This window comes from Methylobacterium frigidaeris (assembly GCF_022179185.1).
In the GTDB taxonomy this organism is placed as follows: domain Bacteria; phylum Pseudomonadota; class Alphaproteobacteria; order Rhizobiales; family Beijerinckiaceae; genus Methylobacterium; species Methylobacterium frigidaeris.
Genome location: NZ_BPQJ01000011.1, coordinates 59,083 through 80,879, shown reverse-complemented (window position 1 = coordinate 80,879; position 21,797 = coordinate 59,083). Strand labels below are relative to the sequence as shown.

Genomic DNA, 21,797 nt, shown 5'->3' with positions numbered 1-21,797 from the left:
CCGGGCCGGGGATGGACGGTACCGATGATCGCGGGCTGGACGGTGGTGCTGGCGGCCCTCGTCTATATCTGCGCCCTGTTCGCGGTGGCCCATTGGGGCGACGTGGCCGGGCGGACCCTGATGCGCGATGCGCGGGTGCGGCCGACGATCTACGCCCTGTCGCTCGCGGTCTACTGCACCTCCTGGACCTTCTTCGGCTCGGTCGGCCTCGCGAGCCACGCCGGCCTCGACTTCCTCACCATCTATGTCGGCCCGGTCCTGGTGGTGGGCTTCGGCTACCGGCTCGTCGCCCGGGTGGTGCGGATCGCCAAGGCCCAGAACTCGACCTCGATCGCCGATTTCATCGCCGCCCGCTACGGCAAGAGCGAGCGCATCGCCGCCCTGGTCTGCCTGATCGCGGTGGTGGGCGCGGTGCCCTACATCGCCCTGCAATTGCGGGCGGTGGCGGCCTCGCTCCAGGTCTTCCTGCACGCCACCGACGGGGTCGGCGCACCGGCCGACATGCTGGGCGACCTCGGCCTGTTCGTGGCCCTGGTGCTGGCGGGCTTCGCGGTCGCCTTCGGCACCCGCCACGCCGACGCCACCGAGCACCAGGACGGGCTGACGCTCGCGGTGGCGCTGGAATCCCTCGTCAAGCTGCTGGCCTTCCTCACCGTCGGCGGCTTCGTGGTCGGCTGGATGCTGGGCGACCTGCCGGAGGCCTCGAGCGCGGTGCACGGGCTCGGCACCCTGGTCGGGCAGACCTCCGGCCCTGCGACGCTGATCGTCCAGACCCTGCTCTCGGCGGCGGCGGTGCTGCTGCTGCCGCGCCAGTTCCACATGGCGGTGGTGGAGAACCGCGCGGTCGCCGATGTCGGGCGGGCGGCCTGGACCTTCCCGCTCTACCTCGTGCTCATCAACCTGTTCGTGGTGCCGCTGGCGCTCGCCGGCCTCGCCCTCTTCCCGGAGGGATCGGTGCAGCGCGACATGACGGTGCTCGCCCTGCCGCTGCACGAGCGGGCCGACGGCATCGCCCTCGTCGCCTTCATCGGCGGCCTCTCGGCGGCGACCGCGATGGTGATCGTCGAGTCGGTCGCGGTGGCGATCATGATCTCGAACCACCTCGTCATCCCGGTGGCGTTGCGGCGGCGCAACCTCGTGGCGGGCGCCGCCCCCTCCCCCGAGCCCGGCGCCCCGGATCTCGGCGGCTACGTGCTGGTGGTGCGGCGCGCGGCCATCGTGGCGGTGGTGCTGGTGGCCTACGCCTATTCGCGGGTCGCCGGCGAGGTGGCGCTCGCCTCGATCGGGCTCCTGTCCTTCGCGGCGGTGGCTCAGATCGGTCCGGCCTTCGTCGGCGCGCTCTACTGGGGCCGGGGCACCGGCCTGGGCGCCGCGGCGGGGCTGCTCGTCGGCTTCGCGGTCTGGCTCTACACCCTGCTGCTGCCGAGCCTCGTCACCGGGGACGGCTGGGCGGCGACGCTCATCGCCGAGGGGCCGTTCGGCATCGCGGCGTTGAGCCCGACGGCGCTGATGGGCGTCGACGACTTTCCCCGCCTCGTCCACGGCACGCTGTGGAGCCTCGGCCTCAACACGCTGGCCTACATCGCCGGCTCGCTCCTGCGTCCGCCGACCGCGATCGAGCGTCTGCAGGCCGAGGCGTTCGGGCAGGTCTCCGGCCTCGACGAGGCCGGGCCCGTCGCGCCGACATTCCGGCTGTTTCGCAGCGCCGTGACCTTGGCGGAGCTGCGCGCGACGGTGGCTCGCTTCCTCGGCGAGGAACGGGCGGTGCGGGCCTTCGAGGATTTCGCGCAAGCGCAGGGCCGCGGGCCGGTGCGGGACGAGGCGATCGCCGGCCTGCCCGAGCTGCGCCACGCCGAGCACCTGCTCGCCTCGGCGATCGGGGCCTCCTCGGCCCGGCTCGCCCTGTCGCTGTTGCTGCGCCGGCGCAACGTCTCGCCTCGGGCAGCGCTCAAGCTCCTCGACGACGCCTCGGCGGCGTTCCAGTACAGCCGCGACATCCTCCAGCACGGCCTCGATCACGCCAAGCAGGGCATCACGGTCTTCGACCGCGACATGAAGCTGATCGTCTGGAACCGCGCCTTCGCCGACCTGTACGACCTGCCGCCGGACATGATCCAGACCGGCATCGGGCTCGAGGCCATCGTGCGCTTCAATGCCGGCCGCGGCGCCTACGGGGCACGGGACGCCGACACCCTGGTGCGCGAGCGCATCGCGGCCTTCCGGCTCGAAGCCGGGCCGCAGCGCCTGCGCCTGCACCCGAGCGGCCGGGTGATCGAGATCCGCGCCAACCTGCTGCCCAATGGCGGCGTGGTGGCGACCTATACCGACGTGACCGATTCGGTCGCCGCCGAGGAGGCCCGCACCCGCCTCAACGAGGAATTGGAGACCCGGGTGCGCGAGCGCACCGAGGAGCTGACCCGCCTCAACGCGGCGCTGACCCGGGCCAAGGCCGAAGCCGAGGAGGCCAACGCCTCGAAGACCCGCTTCCTGGCCGCTGCCAGCCACGACATCCTCCAGCCGCTCAACGCCGCGCGGCTCTATGCCAGCGCGCTGGTCGAGCGCGACCGGGGCACCGACCCGACGCTGGCCGAGAACGTCGACGCCTCCCTCGACGCCGTCGAGGAGATCCTGACCGCGTTGCTCGAGATCTCGCGCCTCGATACCGGGGCGCTGAAGCCTCAGCTCTCGATCGTGCGGGTGTCGGAGCTGTTCCGTCAGGTCCAGCGCGAGTTCGGCCCGATGGCGCAGGAGAAGGGGCTTTCCCTGACCGTGATGCCCTCGTCGCTGGCCGTGCGCTCCGACCGGCAATTGCTGCGCCGGCTCCTGCACAACCTCGTGTCGAATGCCATCAAGTACACGCCGGAGGGCCGCGTGCTCGTCGGCGCGCGGCGGCGCGGCGACCGGGTGGTGCTGATGGTGCTGGATACCGGGCTCGGCATCCCGGCCGCGCAGCAGAAGCTGGTCTTCCGGGAGTTCCAGCGCCTCGACCAGGGCGCGCGGGTGGCGCGCGGCCTCGGCCTCGGCCTGTCGATCGTCGAGCGCACCGCGCGCCTCCTCGACCATCCGCTGAGCCTTGCCTCGACGCCCGGCCGCGGCTCGGCCTTCTCGGTCGCAGTGCCGGGGGCGCCCTTGCGGCCGGTGGTCGAGGCGCTGGGCGAGGCACCGCGCCCGGCCACCGTGCCGCTCGCCGGATTGACGGTGCTCGCGGTCGACAACGAGCCGGCGATCGTCGACGGGATGCGGGTGCTCGTCGGCAGCTGGGGCTGCGCGCTGCACACCGCCGGCTCGCTCAGCGAGGCCCTGGCCCTGGTGCTCGGCGGGTCCTTGCGCCCGGACGTGATCGTGGCCGATTATCACCTCGACCAGGGCACCGGCCTCGACCTCATCGCGGGCCTGAGAGCGGCGCTCGCCGCCGACATCCCGGCGGTGCTCCTCACCGCCGACCGCTCGCCGGACGTGCGCGATGCGGCAGGGGCGCAGCGCGTCCAGGTTCTGAGCAAACCCCTCAAGCCCGCCGCGCTCCGCGCCCTGCTGACCCAGTGGCGCAACCAGCGGGCGGCGGCGGAATAGACGCCGTTTTATACCGCCGCTCCTTCGAACGGACGCGTTCGACGGTGCCAGGCAAGCCCGAATGAGCGCCGGCGCTGATGCGCCGGTCGCCTTCGCATCGACACGTCGAGGCGAAGGCGCCAGGGTATTAGTGTCGCACCCACATCACCCGGGCCATCCAGGCGATCTCCGAGATCGGGACGACCCGGTCCGGCTCGCCGGGCACCGGCCCGCTGAGCTCAGCGGCCCGGGCGGTGCGCCGCTTCAGCTCGGCGACCAGGATGCCTCCGCCGCCCAGGCACGTCACCACCCGGTCGCCCTTGCGGATCGCCGCAGTGGGGGAGACCACCAGCACGTCGCCCTCGCGGTAGAGCGGGGCCAGGGCGCCGTCCCGGACCTCGATGGCGAAGCAGCGCTCCGGCCCGAGGCCCGGCAGCTCCACCTCCGCCATGACGCTGCCGTTGCCCGGCAGGCCGTCGGCCCCGATATGGCCCGCCGCGCTCTCGCTGCCGATCAGCGGCACCGCGATGCGGGATCCGGTATCCCGGGGCTCGATCAGGTGCAGGAAGTCGTCGAGGGTGGAGCCGGTGGCGGCCAGGATCTTGGCGACCGATTCCGTCGAGGGCCAGCGCTTGCGCCCGTCGGGGCTGACCCGCTTCGAGCGGTTGAAGCTCGTCGCGTCGAGCCCGGCGCGCTTGGCGAGGCCCGACGCCGTCAGGTTGTTACGCTGCGCGAGATGATCGATGGCGGACCAGATTCGGTCGTGGGACAACATGGGGGCTTGGCCTGACGCGGGTGGGTGTTCACCACCGAACTAACAAATGTAAAGTACCGAAGCCTCACCGAAAGGCAACGGGCGTTGCCGGTTCGTCCCGAGGCGGCTATCGCTCGCCCGCACCCCGTCGAGAAGGCCCGCGGCGTCCATGACCCTCATCTACAAGATATGCCCGGAGGCCCTGTGGCGTGAAGCCGAGGCGGCTGGCCGGTTCGACGGTGCGCCGGTCGATCTGGCGGATGGCTTCATCCATTTCTCGACCGCCGCGCAGACTCCCGAGACGGCCGCCAAGCACTTCTCTGGACAGGACAATCTTCTCCTGATCGCGGTCGACGCGGAGGCGCTGGGGGAAGCCCTGCGCTACGAGCCGTCCCGCGGCGGCGCCCTGTTTCCCCACCTCTACGGCCCGCTGCCGCTCTCCGCCGTCCGTCACGTCGCGCCGCTGCCGACCGGGCCCGGCGGGGTTCATATTTTTCCAGATTTCACAAGAGGTTGATCTTGCTCTCGGCCGTCTTTCCATTCGTCCGTCCCCTGTTGCACGCCCTCGACCCCGAGACCGCTCACACCTTGACCGTTGGGGCACTCGCGCGGCTTCCTGTAGGTCATCGGGCGGCCGACGACCCCCGTCTCTGCGTAACCGTTATATCCCGGTCCTTTCCCAACCCGGTTGGTCTCGCGGCGGGGTTCGACAAGGGTGCGCGGGCGCCGGACGCACTGCTCGGGCTCGGATTCGGTTTCGTCGAGGTCGGCGGCGTGGTGCCGCGGCCGCAGCCGGGCAACCCGCGCCCGCGGGTCTTCCGGCTGCCGGAGGACGGGGCGGTCATCAACCGGTTCGGCCTCAACAGCGAGGGGCTGGCGGTGGTGCGCGCCCGTCTCGCGGCCCGCCGCGACCGGCCGGGGATCGTCGGGGTCAATATCGGGGCGAACAAGGACTCGGCCGATCGCCTCTCCGACTACGTCGCCTGCACGAAGGGCCTCGCAAGCCTCGTCGACTTCATCACCGTCAACGTCTCCTCGCCCAATACCCCGGGCCTGCGCGACCTCCAGGGCGAGGCGTTCCTCGACGATCTGCTCGCCCGGGTGGTCGCGGCCCGCGACGAATCCGGAGCGGGCACGGCGATCCTCCTCAAGATCGCTCCCGATATCGGCCTCGACGGCCTCGACGCGATGACCGCCACCGCGCGGCGCCGCGGCGTCGACGCCCTCGTCGTCTCCAACACCACCGTGGCGCGGCCGGCGAGCCTGGTCGGGGCGGCGAAGGGAGAGACCGGCGGCCTGTCCGGCCGGCCGCTCTTCTCGGCCTCGACCCGGTTGCTCGCCGAGACCTATCTGCGGGTCGGAACCGACCTGCCGCTGATCGGCGTCGGCGGCGTCGATTCGGCGGAGGCCGCCTGGACCAAGATCCGGGCCGGCGCCAGCCTGGTCCAGCTCTACTCGGCGCTGGTCTATGCGGGTCCCGGCCTCATCGGGGAGATCAAGGCGGGGCTGGTGCGCCGGATGGAGGCGGAGGGGATCCAGAGCCTTGCCGCGGTCGTCGGGCGCGACGCGGCGGAACTGGCGCACTCGGCGTGAGACGCTGACATCCGGGACGGCTCAAGCGGAGCCCTCCCCCCCGAACTCGGGCTTCCCCGAGTTCCGCACCCCTGTGCTCAAGACGGGCAAGCCCGACTTGGGACGGGAGAGGGTTCGGGCACGTGTCCCGCATCGCTCGCGAAAACTCTCACAATTCCGGATTCGTCGGCTCGGTGCGCCGCGCGACCACCGTGTAGCAGAGCCGCTTCTGCCCAAGCAGCGACTGGCGGTGATAGGTCACCGCCGATTCGCCGAAGCCCAGGATCGCCAGGAGTTCCTGCATCGTGGTCGGGGCGATGGTCCACCAGGCATCGAAGCGGATCCGCTGGTCGCTGCGGGGCAGGAGGAACAGCGGCAGGCCGAGGCTGCGCGGCAGGTAGCGCAGGAATTGCAGCGATTTCGGCAGCATCTCGGTCACCACCACGGTCTCGCGGGTGAGACGCAGGGCGCCATGGAGGGCCCGGAACGGGTCGCGCAGGCGCGCCAGCGCGTTGCCGAGCACCGCGACGTCGACGGGGTCGATCGCCTCCGGCACCTCGTAGAGCGAGCCCCCGGCCCGCCGCGCCCGCGAGCCGAGGGCGGCGTGGGAATACCAATAGGCGTTCTCGAACCGGCGCAGGTGGTTGCGGATCTCCGGCGCGATCACGGCGCGCTCGAAATCCGGGTACGGCACCATCTCCCAGCACGCCTCGCCAGCGAAGTCGTAGGACACCACCTCGGCGCCGCGCGCCTCCATGGCGAAGCCGAGGAAGCCGCTGGTGGCGCCGAAATCGAGCACGCGCTTGCCCGCCACAGCGACGTGACCGAGGTAATCGTCGAGCGCAGGCCTCAGGTCCCAGGCCCCCGTCACCGTGCCGTGCCCGGGCAGGTCGATGGTGTGATTGAAGGTGCAGGTCGCCGGATCGTCGACCGCGCGGGGGGCCAAGTACGGCGCGTCGGTCTCGCGGTGAGCGGTCGGGTCCGCCATCGTCATGCGGGGTCGTCTCGTGCGGCGGAAATCGGAAGGTTAAGACCCGCGCGCCTGCGGATAGGCCGGCAGCCCGGGCGGCAGGGTGACCCAGGACAGGCGGCGCGAGACCCAGACATGGTCGCGCGGGGGGTAGCGCTCCGGATCGTCGAGGCTCGCCAGGGTGAGGTCGATCTCCTCGGGCAGGTCGTCGGCCCGGTAGGCGAGCGGCGTGCCGCAGGACGGGCAGAAGGCGCGCTCGGCCCGCGGGCTGGAGCGGAACCAGGCCGGGGCCGCGGTGAAGCGGCAGGACTCCTGCCGCACGGTGAGCCAGCCGACCATCGGCGCGCCGGTGGCGCCGCGGCAATCGGTACAGTGGCAGACGGTGACGTTCCAGGGCTCGCCTTGCGCCTCGTAGCGCACTGCGCCGCACCGGCATCCGCCCGAGATCATCGCGCCCGTGCTCATCGTATCGCCTCCGTCAGGGTGCGGACCCGCGGATGCGGGAAGGCGCCGGCCGCGAGCCGCGGATAGAGCAGCGCCTGGCCGAGGCCGCGGGCTGCCAGGAAGGTCAGCATGGCCAGCCACAGGCCGGCATTGCCGAGCCCTCGCGTCGTCGCCAGCATCGCGACATCGACGGCGAGCGCCGCCAGCATCAGGTTGCGCATCGCCCGGGTCCAGGTCGCCCCGATATAGACGCCGTCGAACGCGAAGGCGGCGGCCGCCGCGAGCGGCGTCAGGGCGGCGTAGACGAGGGAGTCGCGGGCGAAGGCCCGCACCTCCGGCGCCGTGGTGACCGCGTCGATGAACGGGCCGCCGATGGCGAGGAAGAGGCCGGAGACCGCGAGCGCGAAGCCGAGGCACCAGCTTAAGCTGAGGCGTACCGCACCCCGGAAGGCCCCCTCGTGGCGGGCGCCGAGCGCCTGCCCGCACAGGACCTCCGCGGCGGTGGCGAAACCGTCGAGGAAGAAGCTGCCGATCAGGAAGAGGTTCTGCAGCACGGCATTGGCCGCGAGCGTCACGTCGCCGGCCCGGGCGCTGAGCCCGGTGAACAGGGCCAGCGCGGTGATGAGCGCCAGCGTGCGCACCATCACGTCACCGTTGACCGACAGCATCCGGATGAGACCCTGGCGCTCGACGATCTCGGGAACGGGCACGCGCCAGGGCCTGGAACCGAGGCGGTGCAGCACGAAGAGCCCCAGGCCGGTGCCGGCGACCTCCGCCAGCAATGTGGCGAACGCCGCGCCCGCGACGCCGTATCCGAGGCCGAGGACGAACAGGAGGGTGAGGGCGACGTTGACGGCGTTGATCGCCACCTGCAGGCCGAGCCCGAGATCGGTGCGGCCGCGTCCGAGGGTCGAGCCGAGGATGGCGTAGTTCGCGAGCGTGAACGGCGCGCACCAGATCCGCACGGCGACGTAGCCGGCGAGCGCCGCGTTCACCGCCGGGCTGGCGCCGAACAGCCGCAGGGCCGCCGCCCCGAGCGGCCCCTGCAACGCTACCATGACGAGACCGACCGCGAGCGCCACTGCCAGCGCCCGGGCGAGGGTGCGGTCGATCTCGGACCGGTCGCCGGCCCCGGTCGCCTGCGCGGTGAGGCCGGCCGTGGCCATGCGCAGGGCCCCGAAAGTCCAGAACAGGTAATCGAAGACCACCGCCCCGAGCGCCAGTGCCCCGAGCAAGGCCGCGTCGCCGAGCCGTCCCACCGCCGCCGTCCCGACGAGGCCGAGGAGCGGCGTCGTGACGTTGGCGAGCGTCATCGGCACGGCGAGCGCGAGGATGCGGCGGTGCGTGACCTCCAGGCCAAGCAGACTTGCGTCGGCAGGCCAACACGTCGTCCGCTCAGCTTCTTGATTTGTCGCAGATTTCTGTCGCAAACCGGCTACCACTTTTGCGAAATCTGCTCCGCGCCGTGCAGGCTCGGGGCGGCGGGGTGCATCGCGGGTCGTCGCTCTACCGGCCGCGGGCGAAGACCCGCGACAGGAGCCAGAGCGGCACCACCACCACGGCGCCGGCGACGAACCAGCGGCCGGCATCGTGGAAGGTGTCGAAGCCCAGTGCGATCAGCGAGTGGATCGTGTCGTAGGCCTGGGCGAACAGCAGCCCGGGCGTCACCCCCATCATCGCCATGCCGGCGCCGACGAGGAGCGACAGGAACACCAGCCGCACCAGCACCGCCCCCGGCGAGCCGCCGAGGAAGCGGTGCAGGTTCGACGGCCGGTCTTCGCGGTATCCCGGATCGTAGCCGGGCCCTTGGCCGTAGGGATCCTGCCCGCGCGGTCCCTGCCCGAAGGGGCGTTGGAATCTCTGCTCGCTCATGCTTCCTCGCGACCCTGCCGTTGCGGACATGCGGTCAACCGTTGCGACACGCAACAAAGCGTTGCGGGATTGCCACACCCCGGATGAAACCCGGCGCGGCCCGGCGCATTGCACCGTTTGGCAATCCGGACCTGAGATGGCAACCTTCGCGGATTATCCCAAGATGCCCGCTGTGCCACACCGGGCAGGACGGTGGCCCGCCCGCAACCCCGAGACGCTCCGCCGCCGCCAGGCCGGCGGCGCAGCGCCGCGAGATTGATACCCCGAGCATGATCGACCACGCGATCTTCGACCCGGCGAAAACCGACCCCGACGCCGAGCGGCTGAACCGGGAGATCATCGCCGCCCAGGCCCAGGCGCCGGACCCGTGGTCCATGCCGGTGGCTGAGGTGCGCGAGCGCCGCCGGCGCGGCAGCCTCGCCTATCCGGCGATGCCCCGCAGCGCCCGGGCCGAGACGATCACGATTCCGGGGCCCGGCGGGCCGCTCGCCCTGCGGGTGATCCGGCCGCAGCGGAAGGCCCGCGGCGCCTACCTGCACATCCATTCCGGCGGCTGGGTCTGGGGCGGGGCCGACGAGCAGGATCCCTGGCTTGAGCGCATCGCCGAGCGCTGCGGCTTCGTCTGCGTCTCGGTCGAGTACCGGCTGGCGCCCGAGCACCCCTATCCGGCCCCGATCGACGATTGCGAGGCGGCGGCGCTCTGGCTCTACCACGAGGGCCGCAAGCTGTTCGGGGTCGAGGCGCTGACCATCGGGGGCGAATCGGTCGGTGCGCATCTGAGCGTGATGACGCTCCTGCGCCTGCGCGACCGTCACCGGCTGCCCAAGGCGTTTCGCGGCGCCAACCTGTTCTCCGGCCTCTACGACCTCGGCGTCACCGCGAGCGCTCGCAACTGGGGTGACGAGCGACTGGTCCTCAACTCCACCGACATCCGCCGCTTCGCCGACGGCTTCGTGCCGGAGGGCGTCGCCCGGCGCTCGCCGGACGTGTCGCCGCTCTACGCCGACCTCGCCGGCTTGCCGCCGGCCCTGTTCTCGGTCGGCACCCGCGACCCGCTCCTCGACGACACGCTGTTCATGTCGATGCGCTGGGCCGCGGCCAACAACGGCGGCTACACCTCGGTCTATACCGGCGGCTGCCACGTCTTCATCCGCTACAACCTCGCCATGACCCAGCGGGCCCTGGAGCTGATCGAGCGCTTCCTGATGGCCTTGGCGTGAAGGGCGAGACTTGAGGAGCGGTCCTTCGGCCGCGACGGCCTACGCGCTCCTGGCTTTTGCGACCCTGCTCTGGGCCGGCAACGCGGTGGCGAGCAAGGTCGCGGTCGGCCTCGTCTCGCCGCAGGCGCTCGTCGCCCTGCGCTGGTCGATCGCCCTCACGGCGATCGCGCTCCTCGCCGGGCGCGAGACCTGGGCGCACCGGCGCGCCCTGCTGGCGCACTGGCCGCTGATCCTGCTCATGGGCGGCGTCGGCTATACCGGCTTCAACGCGCTGACCTACGAGGCGGGCGCACTGACGAGCGCCGTCAACCTGTCCCTGATCGAGGGCACGATCCCGGTCCTGGTGCTCCTGCTCAACTTCGTCGTCCGCGGCGTCGCGGTGCGGGGCGGCCAGCTCGTCGGCGCCGCCATCACGCTCGCGGGAGTGGTGCTGGTGGCGAGCCACGGCGACCTCGCGCGGCTGCGCGCCCTCGACGTCAATCGCGGCGACCTCCTGGTGCTGCTGGCCTGCCTGTTCTACGCCGGCTACACCATCGCCCTCCCCTTGCGGCCGGCCGTGCCGGGCCTGGCGTTCTTCGCCGCGATGGCGATCGCCGCCTGGGCGACCTCGGTGCCGCTGCTCCTCGGCGAGTGGGCGAGCGGCCGCGTCCTCTGGCCCGGCGCCGCCGGCTGGGCGCTGATCGCCTTCACGGCGCTCGGGCCGTCGCTGGTCGCGCAGCTCGCCTACATGCGCGGGGTCGAGACGATCGGGCCGAACCGCGCCGGCCTGTTCAACAACCTGGTCCCGGCCTTCGGGGCGATCCTGGCGGTGGGGCTGGTGGGCGAGCCCTTCGGCCTCGTCGAGGCGGCGGCCCTCGCCCTGGTGCTCGGCGGGATCGCGGTGGCGGAGATGTCCGGGCGCCGCAAGACGGCGTGACCCGCTTCCACTGAGGAAGCGGCCGGAGCACCACCCTGCACCGGCCTCCTTCCTGTCAGTGCCTCACGCCTCCATCGCCTCCAGCTCCGCGATCATGCCCTCGATCATCGACAGGCCGATCTGCCAGAAGGCCGGGTCGCGGGCATCCAGCCCGAACGGCGCCAGCAGCTCGCCGTAGGGCTTGCTGCCGCCGGCCGAGAGCAGCGCGAAGTAGCGCTCGACGAAGGCCGCCTCCTCCGCCGGGTCGCCGCTCGCCCGCTGGTAGACGCCGTAGAGCGAGTTCACCAGGCAATCGCCGAAAGCGTAGGCGTAGACGTAGAAAGGCGAGTGGATGAAGTGCGGGATGTAGGCCCAGTACGGCTCGTAGCCCTCGTCGAGGCGGATCGCCGGCCCGAGGCTCTCCGCCTGCACCGACATCCACAGGGCGTTGATCTTATCGGCGGTCAGCTCGCCCTCGCGGCGGGCGAGGTGGACCTTGCGCTCGAAGGCGTAGAACGCGATCTGGCGCACCACCGTGTTGATCATGTCCTCGACCTTGGCGGCGAGCATCGCCCGGCGCTGCACCGGGTCGGTGGTGGCCTCCAGCACCCGGCGGAAGGTCAGCATCTCGCCGAACACGCTGGCGGTCTCGGCGAGCGTCAGAGGCGTTGGGGCCATGAGCGCGCCGTTGGGGCCCGCCAGCACCTGGTGCACGCCGTGGCCGAGCTCGTGGGCGAGCGTCATCACATCCCGCGGCTTGCCCTGGTAGTTGACGAGCACGAAGGGATGGGCCGAGGGCACGGTCGGATGCGCGAAGGCGCCGGGCGCCTTGCCGGGGCGCACCGGCGCATCGATCCAGCCGCCGTCGAAGAAGCGTCGGGCAATCTCGGCCATCTTCGGCGAGAACGCGCCGTAGGCCGTCAGCACGGTCTCGCGCGCCTCGGCCCAGGGGATCGTGCGCTGCTCGACCTTCGGCAGCGGCGCGTTGCGGTCCCAGTAGGCCAGGTCGTCGCGGCCGAACCACCGGGCCTTCAGCTTGTAGTAGCGATGCGACAGGCGCGGATAGGCCGCCTGCACGGCGGCGACCAGCGCCTCGACGGTGTCGCGCTCGACCCGATTGGCGAGGTGGCGGGCATCCGACACGTCGGTGAAGCCGCGCCAGCGGTCGGAGATCTCCTTGTCCTTGGCGAGCGTGTTAGTGATCAGCGTGAACACCCGCAGGTTCGCCCGGAACACGGTGCTCAGCGCGCCAGCCGCGTCGCGGCGCACGGTCTCGTCGGGGTCCTGGAGCTTGTTGAGCGTCGGCTCCAGCGTCAGCTCCTCGCCCCGCAGGGGAAAGCGCAAGGACGCGATGGTCTCGTCGAACAGCCGGTTCCAGGCCGCACGCCCGGTCACCGACTTCTCGAGGAAGAGCTTTTCCGCCTCGTCGCTGAGCTGGTGCGGCTTCTCGCGGCGGATATCCTCGAGCCAGGGGCGGTAGCGCGCGAGCGGCGGGTGGGCGGCGGCCGCGTCGATCAGGCCATCCTCGACCCGGTTAAGTTCGAGGGTGAAGAACAGGAGGTCGCTGGCCGCGTTCGTCAGCCGCTCCTGGGTGTCGCCGTAGAACTTCGCCCTCGCCGGGTCGGTGGTGTCGCCCGAGTACACCAGGCCCGCATAGGACATCAGCCGGCCGAGACGATCCTCGATCGCCTCGTAGGCGGCGACCGCGGTGCCGAGGCGGTCGGATGCGCCCTCGCCGGAGACCAGCTCCCTGACGCGGCCGCGATAACTCTCGGCGAAGCCGCGGCACTCCGCCTCGGCGTGGCCGAGGTCGCCGGCGAAGGCCGGGTCGTCGAGGCCGGCATAGAGGTCCGACAGGTCCCATTCCGGCAGTGGCCCGAGATCGACGGCGCGGGCCGTGGCCTGGGCGGTGCTCAGGGCGCTGTCCGACGGCGCGGCGACACTCAGCGGCATGGACGATATTCCTCTTGGGCCAGGCGATCTCTCGCGAGCGATCTCTGGCGAGCGATGCGGGGGACATATCGGCCCCGCCCGGCCCGCGATCAACCGAGCCCGCGGCGATTGCGGCGCAAGGCCTCTCGCCAAGCTCTCTCGGCAACGTCTCCCGCCCGGTAACCTCTCGTTGGCGTTAAGGGCCACTTTACGGTTGTGACGCAGCATGCGGTTCGAAACGAAACAGCCGCGTGATTCGCGGACGGCCTGCCCACGGGGCGGGCCGCCGGACGCGACGAAGGCTTCAAGGGCGGCGCCCGACGGCGCCGATCCTCCGAGGAGAACAGATGACCACCACGGTCCTCATCGTCGACGACGATCCCGTGCAGCGCCGGCTGGCGGAGGCCATGGTGCGGCGCCTCGGGTTCGAAGCCGTGGTGGCAGAGAGCGGGATGGCCGGCCTCGACGCCATCCGGGCGCCCGATTCCAGCATCGACGTGGTGCTCCTCGACCTCGCGATGCCGGGCGGCCTCGACGGGCTCGGAGTGCTGGCCGAATTGCGCAAGGCCGGCATCGATACCCCGGTGATCGTGCAGACCGCGAACGGATCGATCGACGCCGTGGTCAACGCCATGCGCGCAGGCGCGGTCGATTTCGTGGTCAAGCCCGCCGGTCCCGAGCGGCTGCAGGTCTCGATCCGCAACGCGCTCCAGGTCGACCAGCTCCAGGACGAGATCCGGCGGATGCGCCGCAGGGCCTCCGGCGCCCTCACCTTCCGCGACCTGACCTCGAAGAGCCCGGACATGGCCCGGGTGATGCGGCTCGCCGAGCGAGCGGCGAAATCGAACATCCCGGTGCTGATCGAGGGCGAATCCGGCGTCGGCAAGGAGGTGCTGGCCCGCGCGATCCAGGGCTCGGGCGATCGCCGCGGCAAGCCGTTCGTCACGGTCAATTGCGGGGCGATCCCCGACAACCTGGTCGAATCGACCCTGTTCGGCCACGAGAAGGGGGCGTTCACCGGCGCCACCGAGCGGCATCTCGGCAAGTTCGTCGAGGCCTCGGGCGGCACGCTGTTCCTCGACGAGATCGGCGAACTGCCCCTCGACGCGCAGGTGAAGCTCCTGCGGGCGCTCCAGGAGGGCGAGGTCGATCCGGTCGGCGGGCGCAAGAGCGTGCGGGTCGACATCCGACTGGTCTCGGCAACGAACCGCTCGCTCCTCGACCTCGTCAAGCAGGGCCGCTTCCGCGAGGACCTGTATTACCGCCTCAACGTCTTCCCGATGACCCTGCCGCCCCTGCGGGCCCGGCGCGAGGACATCCCGGACCTCGCCCGCTCGTTCTGCGCCCGGTTCGCGGCCGAAGAGGGCAAACGGGTGCGGGGCATCGCGCCGGAAGCGATGGCGCTGATCACCCGGTACGACTGGCCCGGCAACGTGCGCCAGCTCGAGAACGCGCTGTTTCGCGCCGTGGTCCTGGCTGACGGCGACGAGCTGACCGTGGCCGAGTTCCCGCAGATCGCCGCCCAGGTCCAGGGCTTCGACGTGCGCATTCCGCCTGCGCCGGCGGCGCCCGAGCCCGGCACCGGGCCGGCCCCGGTGCGGGAGATCGTCCGGGTCGAGGTGCGCGATCCCCACGCCCTGTCCCTCGTCGCCGAGGAGACCGGCGAGATGAAGACGATGGAGGGGCTGGAGGGCGAGATCATCCGCTACGCCCTGCAATTCTACCGCGGGCGGATGTCGGAAGTGTCGCGCCGGCTCGGGATCGGCCGCTCGACACTCTATCGCAAGTTGAAAGAACTCGGCCTCGACGACGAGAAGACCGAGGACGCCGCCTGATCTTCGCGTCCGCGCCGGGTCCGGTCCGAAGAAAACCGCATTTAGCGGGTTTTGGGCAGGCAGATCTCGAGCGGGGCAGAGCGGTCACCGTTCCCGGTCTCGCTGCGCGATCACCGTCGTGGTGCGCCACAACACGCCGCGAACGCCCAAGGTTGCATGTCATCGGAGTGTGGCTGCCGTGCGATGGCACGGCATGCGCCGACGTGTTTACTAGCTTAGATTGACCAGCGTGGCCGCTCTCGCCGGCCGCGGCTTCGAGGAGAGGACCATGGCTCCCAGGCGCAGGACCGGCCGGAACGCGGGCGCGGCAGCGACCCTCGCGGTGCTGCTGGCGGCGCAGGCCGGCCTGCCGGCAGCGCGGGCCGAGGGCGTCGCCCCGGGACCGGTGGCGGGCGTGCCTGCGGCGCCGCCTCCCGCGATCACCGCGATCCCGGACGCCCCTGCCCCCGGAGCCGGCGATCCGCCGCAGCCTGCCTCCGCCTCGACCCAGCCCGTTCCGCCCGAGGCCGCCCCGGTCCAGCCCGCGGCCCTCCCGGGCAGCACGGCCCCGGCGCCCGCGGATGCCGCACCCGTCCCGGCGGAGGCCGCGGCCCCCGCCCTGCCCCCGCCCGCCCCCGGCGACCCGGTCGCCGAGGTGGTGGCGGCGCGCCTCGCGGACCCGAATTTCAGCCTGATCCGCCGCCTCAACACGAAGCAGCGCGAGGCGATGCAGGCCTTCTACGCGCTCGGCGCCTTCAAGGCGGTCTGGCTCACCGACACCGGCTGGACCGATGCCGCCAAGGCGGTGATCGCCCGGTTGCAGGCTGCAGGCGAGGATGGGCTCGACCCCCTCGCCTATCCGATCCCGCTCCTCGACCCGCCCCACGCCAAGCCGGCCGACCGGGCCGAGGCCGACCTGAAGCTCTCGGCCGCCGCTGTGCTCTACGCCCGCGATGCGCGAGGCGGGCGGATCGAGCCGTCGCGCCTGTCGCGCTTCATCACCCCGAAGCTCGACCTGCCGGCCGCCGACGCGGTGCTGACCCGCCTCACCCCGGCGGGCGCGAGCGCCGGTGGCTTGCTCCAGGCCTACAATCCGGGGCAGCCCGGCTACCTTGCCCTCAAGGCGAAGCTCGCGTCCCTGCGCGCCCAGCAGCCGAACCGCGCCGTGCCGATGGTGCGCCTGCCGAAGGGGCCGGCGCTGAAGGCCGGCATGCGCGACCCGCGGGTGCCGCTGATCCGCGCCCGCTTCGGGCTCGGCGGCGCGCAGGACGCCACCGCCTACGACGAGGGCGTGGCGACGGCGGTGGCGAGCTTCCAGCGCGAGCGCGGCATGAAGGCGAGCGGCGTCCTCGATCCGGCCACCGTCGCGGCACTCGCCGGTCCGGCCCCGGGCAAGCAGGAAGCCGACATCCTCGCCAACATGGAGCGGTGGCGCTGGCTGCCGGCGGATCTCGGCCGCACCCACGTCTTCGTCAACATCCCCGAATTCAAGGTGCGGGTGGTGCGCGACGGCCGCGTCCTCGACGAAGCCCGCACGATCGTCGGCAAGCCCGAATCGCCGACCCCGATCTTCTCCGGCGAGATGACCTACGCGGTGGTCAATCCGTCCTGGACGGTGCCGCCCTCGATCCTGAAGAGCCAGTTCCTCCCCGGCCTCGCCCGTGACCCGAACTACGCGGCGCGCCTCGGCTACCAGGTGGTGCGGCGCGGCAACAGCATCGCGATCCGCCAGCCGCCGGGCGAGCGCAACGCGCTCGGCTTCATCAAGTTCATGTTCCCCAACGACCACGCGGTCTACCTGCACGACACGCCGAACCGCAGCCTGTTCTCCCGCTCCGAGCGGGCACTGAGCCATGGCTGCGTGCGCGTCGACGATCCGTTCCGCTTCGCCCAGGTGGTGCTCGGGCCGCACTGGCCCACCGAGCGCCTGCAGAAGCTGATCGGCAAGGGCGAACGCACCGTGATGCTGCCCGAGAAGCTGCCGGTCCACCTTGCCTACTTCACCCTGGAAGCGGATTCGACCGGGGGCTTGCGCAGCCTGCCCGACCTCTATGGCGTCAATGCCCGGGTGAAGGTGGCGCTCGGCCTCTCGACCGAGGCGCTGCCGCCCGAGGCCGGCCACAAGCCGAAGGTCGCGACGCCCAAACCCCCCGCGACGCCGGGCGCGGTTCCCGGCGCGGCCCCGCGCCCCCACCGCGATCTCGCCCAGCAGCAGGCCGCGCCCCGGCCGGCCCCGCGCCGCCCGGTCGCCACCGCGACCGAGCCCGGGGAACCGGTTTCGGTGCAGCCGGCGCCGGACTATTTCGGCGAGACCGGGGCGATCCGGCGGGGGTGGTGGTAGCGGGAACCGCCCGCGTCTCGGGCCCGGATCGGGAAAAGAGCTGCGCCCGGTTCTGGTGACCGGATCGGCGACGCCACCCCGCCGACCACGACCGGGGCGGGCGTCCGGGCGGGATATCGGCTATGACGAGTCGACCTCCCGGTAGGCAGAGGCGAGCTTCGTCGCGCAGGGCTGCCGAGAGGGCGCGACTCTCCATTTCCCTTTCGGCCAAAACCGCCTAGATGCTGGTCATGTCGCAGCCTCCGACCGCTCCTACGCCCGTCACCGTCCTCGTCGTGGACGACAGCAAGCTCGCCCGTGCCGTCGCCGTACGGCTGCTGCGGCAGATCAGGCCGGACTGGGTGGTGCGCGAGGCGGCCAATGCCGACGAGGCCGTCAAGGCGGTGGCGGGCGGGCCGGTCGACGTGGCGCTCCTCGACTTCAACATGCCGGGCAAGGACGGGCTCGCCCTCGCGGAAGAGTTGCGCGCGGAGCGGCCGGGCATGCCGATCGCGGTGATCTCGGCCAATATCCAGGACGAAGTGATCGCCCGCGCCCGTGAGCTCGAGGCGACGTTCCTGGCGAAACCCCTCACCGGCGATGCGCTCGCGGGCTTCCTCTCGGGCGCGACCCTGCGCCTGCGCCGGAGCAATACGCCATGAGCGATGAGGCGACGATCGGCCTGACCGAGCTGCAGCAGGACGCCTTCACCGAACTCGTCAATATCGGGGTCAGCCGCGCCGCCGCGAGCCTGCGCCAGATGATCGGCACCCAGGTGCTGCTCTCGGTACCGTCCGTCGAGATCGTCTCTCGCCAGGCCGCCGCGCGGCTGATCGGCGAGCGCGAGGCGGCGCCGCTCGTGGTGGTGCACCAGGATTTCGAGGGCGCCTTCGCGGGCCGCGCCCTGCTGATCTTCCCGCAGGAGAACGGCCGCGAGCTGGTCCGGGCCGTCGCCGGCGAGGACCTGTCGCCCGAGGAGGTCGCCGCCCTCGAGGACGAGGCGCTCGCCGAGACCGGCAACATCATCCTGAACGGCTGCCTCGCCACTATGGCGAACATGCTCCAGCGCACGCTGACCATGTCGCTGCCCGGCATCGTGCGCGGCGACGGACCGCGGATCTTCGGGATGGACGCGGGCGAAGCGGCGCCGGGCGCGGACGCCCTGGTGCTGTTCCTCTACATCGACTTCTCGGTGAGCGAGCGCGACATCCGCGGCTACCTGGCGATGCTGATGGACCTGCCGTCGCTGGAGAACCTGCGGATGCTGGTGGACGAGTTCATCGCCCGCGCCCTCGGCGACCTGGACGCGTGATGACCCGCCGTCGCGACGGGAGTGCGGCGTGAGCGCGCCGGACGAAACCGCTGCGGGCCAGGCCGCGGTACTCGCCGCGGCCATCGCGGCGGCGCGGACCCGCGCCGGGCCGTTCCTGGCCGCGCTGGAGCAGTCGCGCCAGCCGATGCTGATCAGTGCCCCCCAGATCCCCGACAACCCGGTCGTCTTCGCCAACCAGGCCTTCCTGACGCTCACCGGCTACGACGCCTCCGAGGTGCTGGGGCGGAACTGCCGCTTCCTGCAGGGGCCGGACACCGACCCGGGCGCGACGGCGGCGATCCGCGAGGGCCTGCGCGAGGAGCGCGTGGTCCGGGTGACGATCCTGAACTACCGCCGCGACGGCAGCCGGTTCTGGAACCAGCTGCTGATCTGCCCGATCCGCGACGAGACCGGCCGCCTCGTCAACTTCTTCGCCTCCCAGGTGGACATGTCGCATGTCCACGAGGCGGAGACCGGGCGCGAGCGCCTCGCCGACATCGAGCGCCGGCTGGCCGAGGCGCAGCGCCAGCTCTCCCTGACCCTCTCCTCGGCCGGCATCGCCGGCACCTGGGACTGGGACATCCTGGGCAAGCGCCTGCACGTCGACGGGCGCTTCGCCGCGCTCACCGGGCTCAGTTCCCCGCCGCGGCCGGGCACCGTGCCGTTGAGCCCCGGAGCGCTGCCGGCGAGCGCCTTCTTCACCGGCATCCACCCCCTCGACCGCCTGCGGGTACGCCTCGCAGTGAGCGGCATCCTCGGCGGGGCCGAGGTGTTCGACAAGGAATACCGCCTGCTCGCGCCGGACGGCTTGGTGCGCTGGGTCCATGCCCGCGGCCGCTGCCATTTCGGCCCCGACGGGCGGCCCGCCCGCTTCACCGGGGTGCTGGTCGAGGTCACCGAGCAGAAGCGGGTCGAGGAGCGCTTGCGCATCGCCCAGTCGGCGGGCCGCGTCGGCGCCTTCGAGCACGTGCCGGGCTTCGCCACGGTGACGGCCTCGCCGCAATTCTGCAGCCTGCTCGGCCTGGTGCCGGCCGGCACCGTGGCGGCGAGCGCCGTCAACGCGCTGGTCGTCGAGGGCGACCCGCCGCTGCTGGCGCCCGACCAGCGCCACGAGGGCGAGCTGCCGCCGATCGAGACCCGGGTGCGGCTGGCCGATACCGGCGAGGTGCGCTGGCTGGTGCGCCGCGGCGAGGCGATCCGCGACACCGAGACCTCGGGCCTGCGCCATGTCGGGGTGATCTACGACGTCACCGACGCGAAGCGGGCCGAGGTGGCCCTGCGCGAGCTCAACGACACCCTCGAGGCGCGGGTGCGCGAGGCGGTGGCCGAGCGCGAGCGGGCCGAGGAGCAGCTGCGCCAGTCGCAGAAGATGGAGGCGGTGGGCCAGCTCACGGGGGGCATCGCCCACGATTTCAACAACCTGCTCACCGGCATCGTCGGCTCCCTCGACCTGATGCAGACCCGCATCAACGAGGGCCGTACCGAGAACCTGACCCGCTATGCCGGCCTCGCCATGGCCTCGGCCCAGCGCGCCGCGGCGCTGACCCACCGGCTCCTCGCCTTCTCGCGCCGCCAGCCGCTGGAGGCGAAGCCCGTCGACGCCAACCGCCTGGTGAGCTCGATGGACGAGCTGATGCGCCGGACGCTGGGCGAGCGGGTGCAGCTGGAGGTCGTGGTGGCGGGCGGGCTGTGGCTGACGCTCTGCGACCCCAACCAGCTCGAGAACGCGATCCTCAACCTCGCCATCAACGCCCGCGACGCGATGCCGGAGGGCGGGCGCCTCACCATCGAGACCGCCAACGCCCATCTCGACGACGCCTACGTCTCGCGGGACGTCGGGGTGCGGGCGGGGCAGTATGTCCTCGTCAGCGTGACCGATACCGGCACCGGCATGCCGCCGGACGTGATCGCCCGCGCCTTCGACCCGTTCTTCACCACGAAGCCCCTCGGGCAGGGGACGGGCCTCGGCCTGTCGATGATCTACGGCTTCGCCAAGCAGTCCGAAGGCAACGTCAAGATCTACTCGGAGCCCGGGCAGGGCACGACGGTCAAGCTCTACCTGCCGCGCTACCACGGCGAGATCGAAGCCGCCGCCGAGATGCGGGGCGAGGCGCCGCGGGCCGAGCGCGGCGAGACGGTGCTGGTGGTGGAGGACGATTCGACCGTGCGCGCCCTGGTGATCGAGGTGCTGCACGAGCTCGGCTACCGCACGCTCGAGGCCGGCGACGGGCCGGCGGGCCTGCGCCTGCTGCAATCGGGCGCCCACATCGACCTGCTGGTGACCGATGTCGGCCTGCCGGGCCTGAACGGCCGCCAGCTCGCCGACCAGGCCCGGCTGGTGCGCCCGAGCCTGAAGGTGCTGTTCATGACCGGCTACGCCGAGAACGCCGCCTTCGGCAACGGGCATTTCGGCCCCGGCATGCAGATGATCACCAAGCCCTTCCCGGTGGAAGGCCTGGCGACCAAGATCCGGTCGATCATCGAGGGGTGAGGCGCGAAGCCGCCTCAGATCACCTCGGTGCCGGCCCGCGCCCGGTCGGGCGCGGCCTGCGCCGTCTGGAACAGGCGCTCGCTCGTCAGCTTCAGGAAGTAGAAGCCGAATTCCGGATTCTGGTAGTAGAGCTGCTTCACGTCCGAATAGGCCACCCCGAGGACGACGCCGGGCTCGGTGCAGACCAGGGTGCCGGTGCGCAGGTTGCCCGGCGAGAGCATGCCGAGCTCGCCCACGATGGCGCCGGGCCGGATCTCGAGGCCGAGTTCCTCGATGCGGAAGCGGCCGCCCTCGATCAGGAACATCTCGGCGGCCGGGTCGCCCTTGCGGAACAGCACCTCGCCGGCGGCGATGCGCCGGGACTCGCCGAAGGGCCGGAGCCAGTCGAGGGAGAGGTCGCCCCCGGCCGCCCGCTCGACGTCGCGCACCAGCCGGACCATCTGGTAGAGCCGCCAGGCATTGAACGGGATCTGGATCGCCTCGGTGAGCACCACCGGCATGCTGCCGGTCAGGATCCCGTAGGTCATCACCGCCACGCTGGCGAGGATCGAGACGACCCGCAGCGGAATCATGGTGCTCATCGCGGTCGACGCGATGGTGAGCGCGGTCCCGAGATAGCCGATCGCCTCGACCCAGTTCATCGCACGGTCCG

17 protein-coding genes are annotated in these 21,797 nt (G+C 71.7%); 10 read left to right on the top strand and 7 right to left on the bottom strand.

Annotated elements, in window-relative coordinates:
• The first annotated feature begins 24 nt into the window (after positions 1 to 24).
• Positions 25 to 3,570: a PAS domain-containing hybrid sensor histidine kinase/response regulator gene (locus tag MFF64_RS13570; protein ID WP_099907537.1), complete on the top strand. Its 3,546-nt coding sequence runs from the start codon at positions 25 to 27 to the stop codon at positions 3,568 to 3,570.
• 127 nt (positions 3,571 to 3,697) lie between these two features.
• Here the strand turns inward: MFF64_RS13570 and MFF64_RS13565 are convergent, their stop codons facing one another.
• Positions 3,698 to 4,324 (bottom strand): S24 family peptidase, encoded by a 627-nt coding sequence (locus MFF64_RS13565; RefSeq protein WP_099907535.1) that lies wholly within the window; start codon positions 4,322 to 4,324, stop codon positions 3,698 to 3,700.
• Between the two features lie 148 nt (positions 4,325 to 4,472).
• Between MFF64_RS13565 and MFF64_RS13560 the strand changes: the two genes are divergently transcribed.
• A complete protein-coding gene (locus MFF64_RS13560; protein ID WP_238191196.1) occupies positions 4,473 to 4,820 on the top strand; it encodes a DUF952 domain-containing protein in 348 nt (115 codons plus the stop codon).
• Positions 4,821 to 4,822: 2 nt separating this feature from the next.
• The gene (locus MFF64_RS13555) at positions 4,823 to 5,896 is read left to right on the top strand and encodes a quinone-dependent dihydroorotate dehydrogenase (RefSeq protein ID WP_238191194.1); all 1,074 of its coding nucleotides are present in this window, start codon (positions 4,823 to 4,825) and stop codon (positions 5,894 to 5,896) included.
• A gap of 148 nt (positions 5,897 to 6,044) precedes the next feature.
• On the opposite strand, the gene MFF64_RS13550 is transcribed toward MFF64_RS13555, so the two are convergent.
• The 4 genes from MFF64_RS13550 to MFF64_RS13535 form a co-directional block, all read right to left on the bottom strand.
• Positions 6,045 to 6,869: a class I SAM-dependent methyltransferase gene (locus tag MFF64_RS13550; protein WP_238191192.1), complete on the bottom strand. Its 825-nt coding sequence runs from the start codon at positions 6,867 to 6,869 to the stop codon at positions 6,045 to 6,047.
• 33 nt (positions 6,870 to 6,902) lie between these two features.
• Complete coding sequence (locus MFF64_RS13545; protein WP_238191190.1) at positions 6,903 to 7,310, bottom strand: GFA family protein; 408 nt, start codon at positions 7,308 to 7,310, stop codon at positions 6,903 to 6,905.
• Entirely contained in the window at positions 7,307 to 8,602 is a 1,296-nt protein-coding gene (locus MFF64_RS13540) for an MATE family efflux transporter (RefSeq protein ID WP_099898774.1), read from the bottom strand. Before MFF64_RS13540 ends, MFF64_RS13545 begins: the two co-directional genes overlap by 4 nt.
• Before the next feature lie 193 nt (positions 8,603 to 8,795).
• Positions 8,796 to 9,161, bottom strand: a complete 366-nt coding sequence (locus tag MFF64_RS13535; protein ID WP_099898755.1) for a DUF6460 domain-containing protein — start codon at positions 9,159 to 9,161, stop codon at positions 8,796 to 8,798.
• Between the two features lie 269 nt (positions 9,162 to 9,430).
• Here MFF64_RS13535 and MFF64_RS13530 point away from each other — a divergent pair, with 269 nt between their 5' ends.
• A complete protein-coding gene (locus MFF64_RS13530; RefSeq protein ID WP_099898757.1) occupies positions 9,431 to 10,381 on the top strand; it encodes an alpha/beta hydrolase in 951 nt (316 codons plus the stop codon).
• A 10-nt stretch (positions 10,382 to 10,391) separates the two neighbouring features.
• The gene (locus MFF64_RS13525; RefSeq protein WP_099898759.1) at positions 10,392 to 11,297 is read left to right on the top strand and encodes a DMT family transporter; all 906 of its coding nucleotides are present in this window, start codon (positions 10,392 to 10,394) and stop codon (positions 11,295 to 11,297) included.
• 63 nt (positions 11,298 to 11,360) lie between these two features.
• Here the strand turns inward: MFF64_RS13525 and MFF64_RS13520 are convergent, their stop codons facing one another.
• The gene (locus MFF64_RS13520) at positions 11,361 to 13,229 is read right to left on the bottom strand and encodes a M3 family oligoendopeptidase (protein ID WP_099898761.1); all 1,869 of its coding nucleotides are present in this window, start codon (positions 13,227 to 13,229) and stop codon (positions 11,361 to 11,363) included.
• 326 nt (positions 13,230 to 13,555) lie between these two features.
• Here MFF64_RS13520 and MFF64_RS13515 point away from each other — a divergent pair, with 326 nt between their 5' ends.
• The 5 genes from MFF64_RS13515 (at position 13,556) to MFF64_RS13495 (ending at position 21,145) form a co-directional block, all read left to right on the top strand.
• Complete coding sequence (locus MFF64_RS13515; protein WP_238191188.1) at positions 13,556 to 15,043, top strand: sigma-54-dependent transcriptional regulator; 1,488 nt, start codon at positions 13,556 to 13,558, stop codon at positions 15,041 to 15,043.
• 268 nt (positions 15,044 to 15,311) lie between these two features.
• Positions 15,312 to 17,363: a L,D-transpeptidase family protein gene (locus MFF64_RS13510; protein ID WP_099898763.1), complete on the top strand. Its 2,052-nt coding sequence runs from the start codon at positions 15,312 to 15,314 to the stop codon at positions 17,361 to 17,363.
• Positions 17,364 to 17,593: 230 nt separating this feature from the next.
• On the top strand, positions 17,594 to 18,004 hold the full coding sequence (locus MFF64_RS13505; RefSeq protein WP_099898776.1) for a response regulator transcription factor: 411 nt from the start codon (positions 17,594 to 17,596) through the stop codon (positions 18,002 to 18,004).
• The gene (locus MFF64_RS13500; RefSeq protein ID WP_099898765.1) at positions 18,001 to 18,654 is read left to right on the top strand and encodes a chemotaxis protein CheX; all 654 of its coding nucleotides are present in this window, start codon (positions 18,001 to 18,003) and stop codon (positions 18,652 to 18,654) included. The genes MFF64_RS13505 and MFF64_RS13500 overlap by 4 nt, the downstream gene beginning before the upstream one ends.
• Positions 18,655 to 18,682: 28 nt before the next feature.
• Positions 18,683 to 21,145 (top strand): PAS domain S-box protein, encoded by a 2,463-nt coding sequence (locus MFF64_RS13495; protein WP_238191186.1) that lies wholly within the window; start codon positions 18,683 to 18,685, stop codon positions 21,143 to 21,145.
• 14 nt (positions 21,146 to 21,159) lie between these two features.
• Here the strand turns inward: MFF64_RS13495 and MFF64_RS13490 are convergent, their stop codons facing one another.
• Positions 21,160 to 21,786 carry a cyclic nucleotide-binding domain-containing protein gene (locus tag MFF64_RS13490; protein ID WP_099898767.1) on the bottom strand — a complete coding sequence of 209 codons (627 nt, stop codon included), beginning with the start codon at positions 21,784 to 21,786 and terminating at the stop codon, positions 21,160 to 21,162.
• Positions 21,787 to 21,797 lie beyond the last annotated feature (11 nt).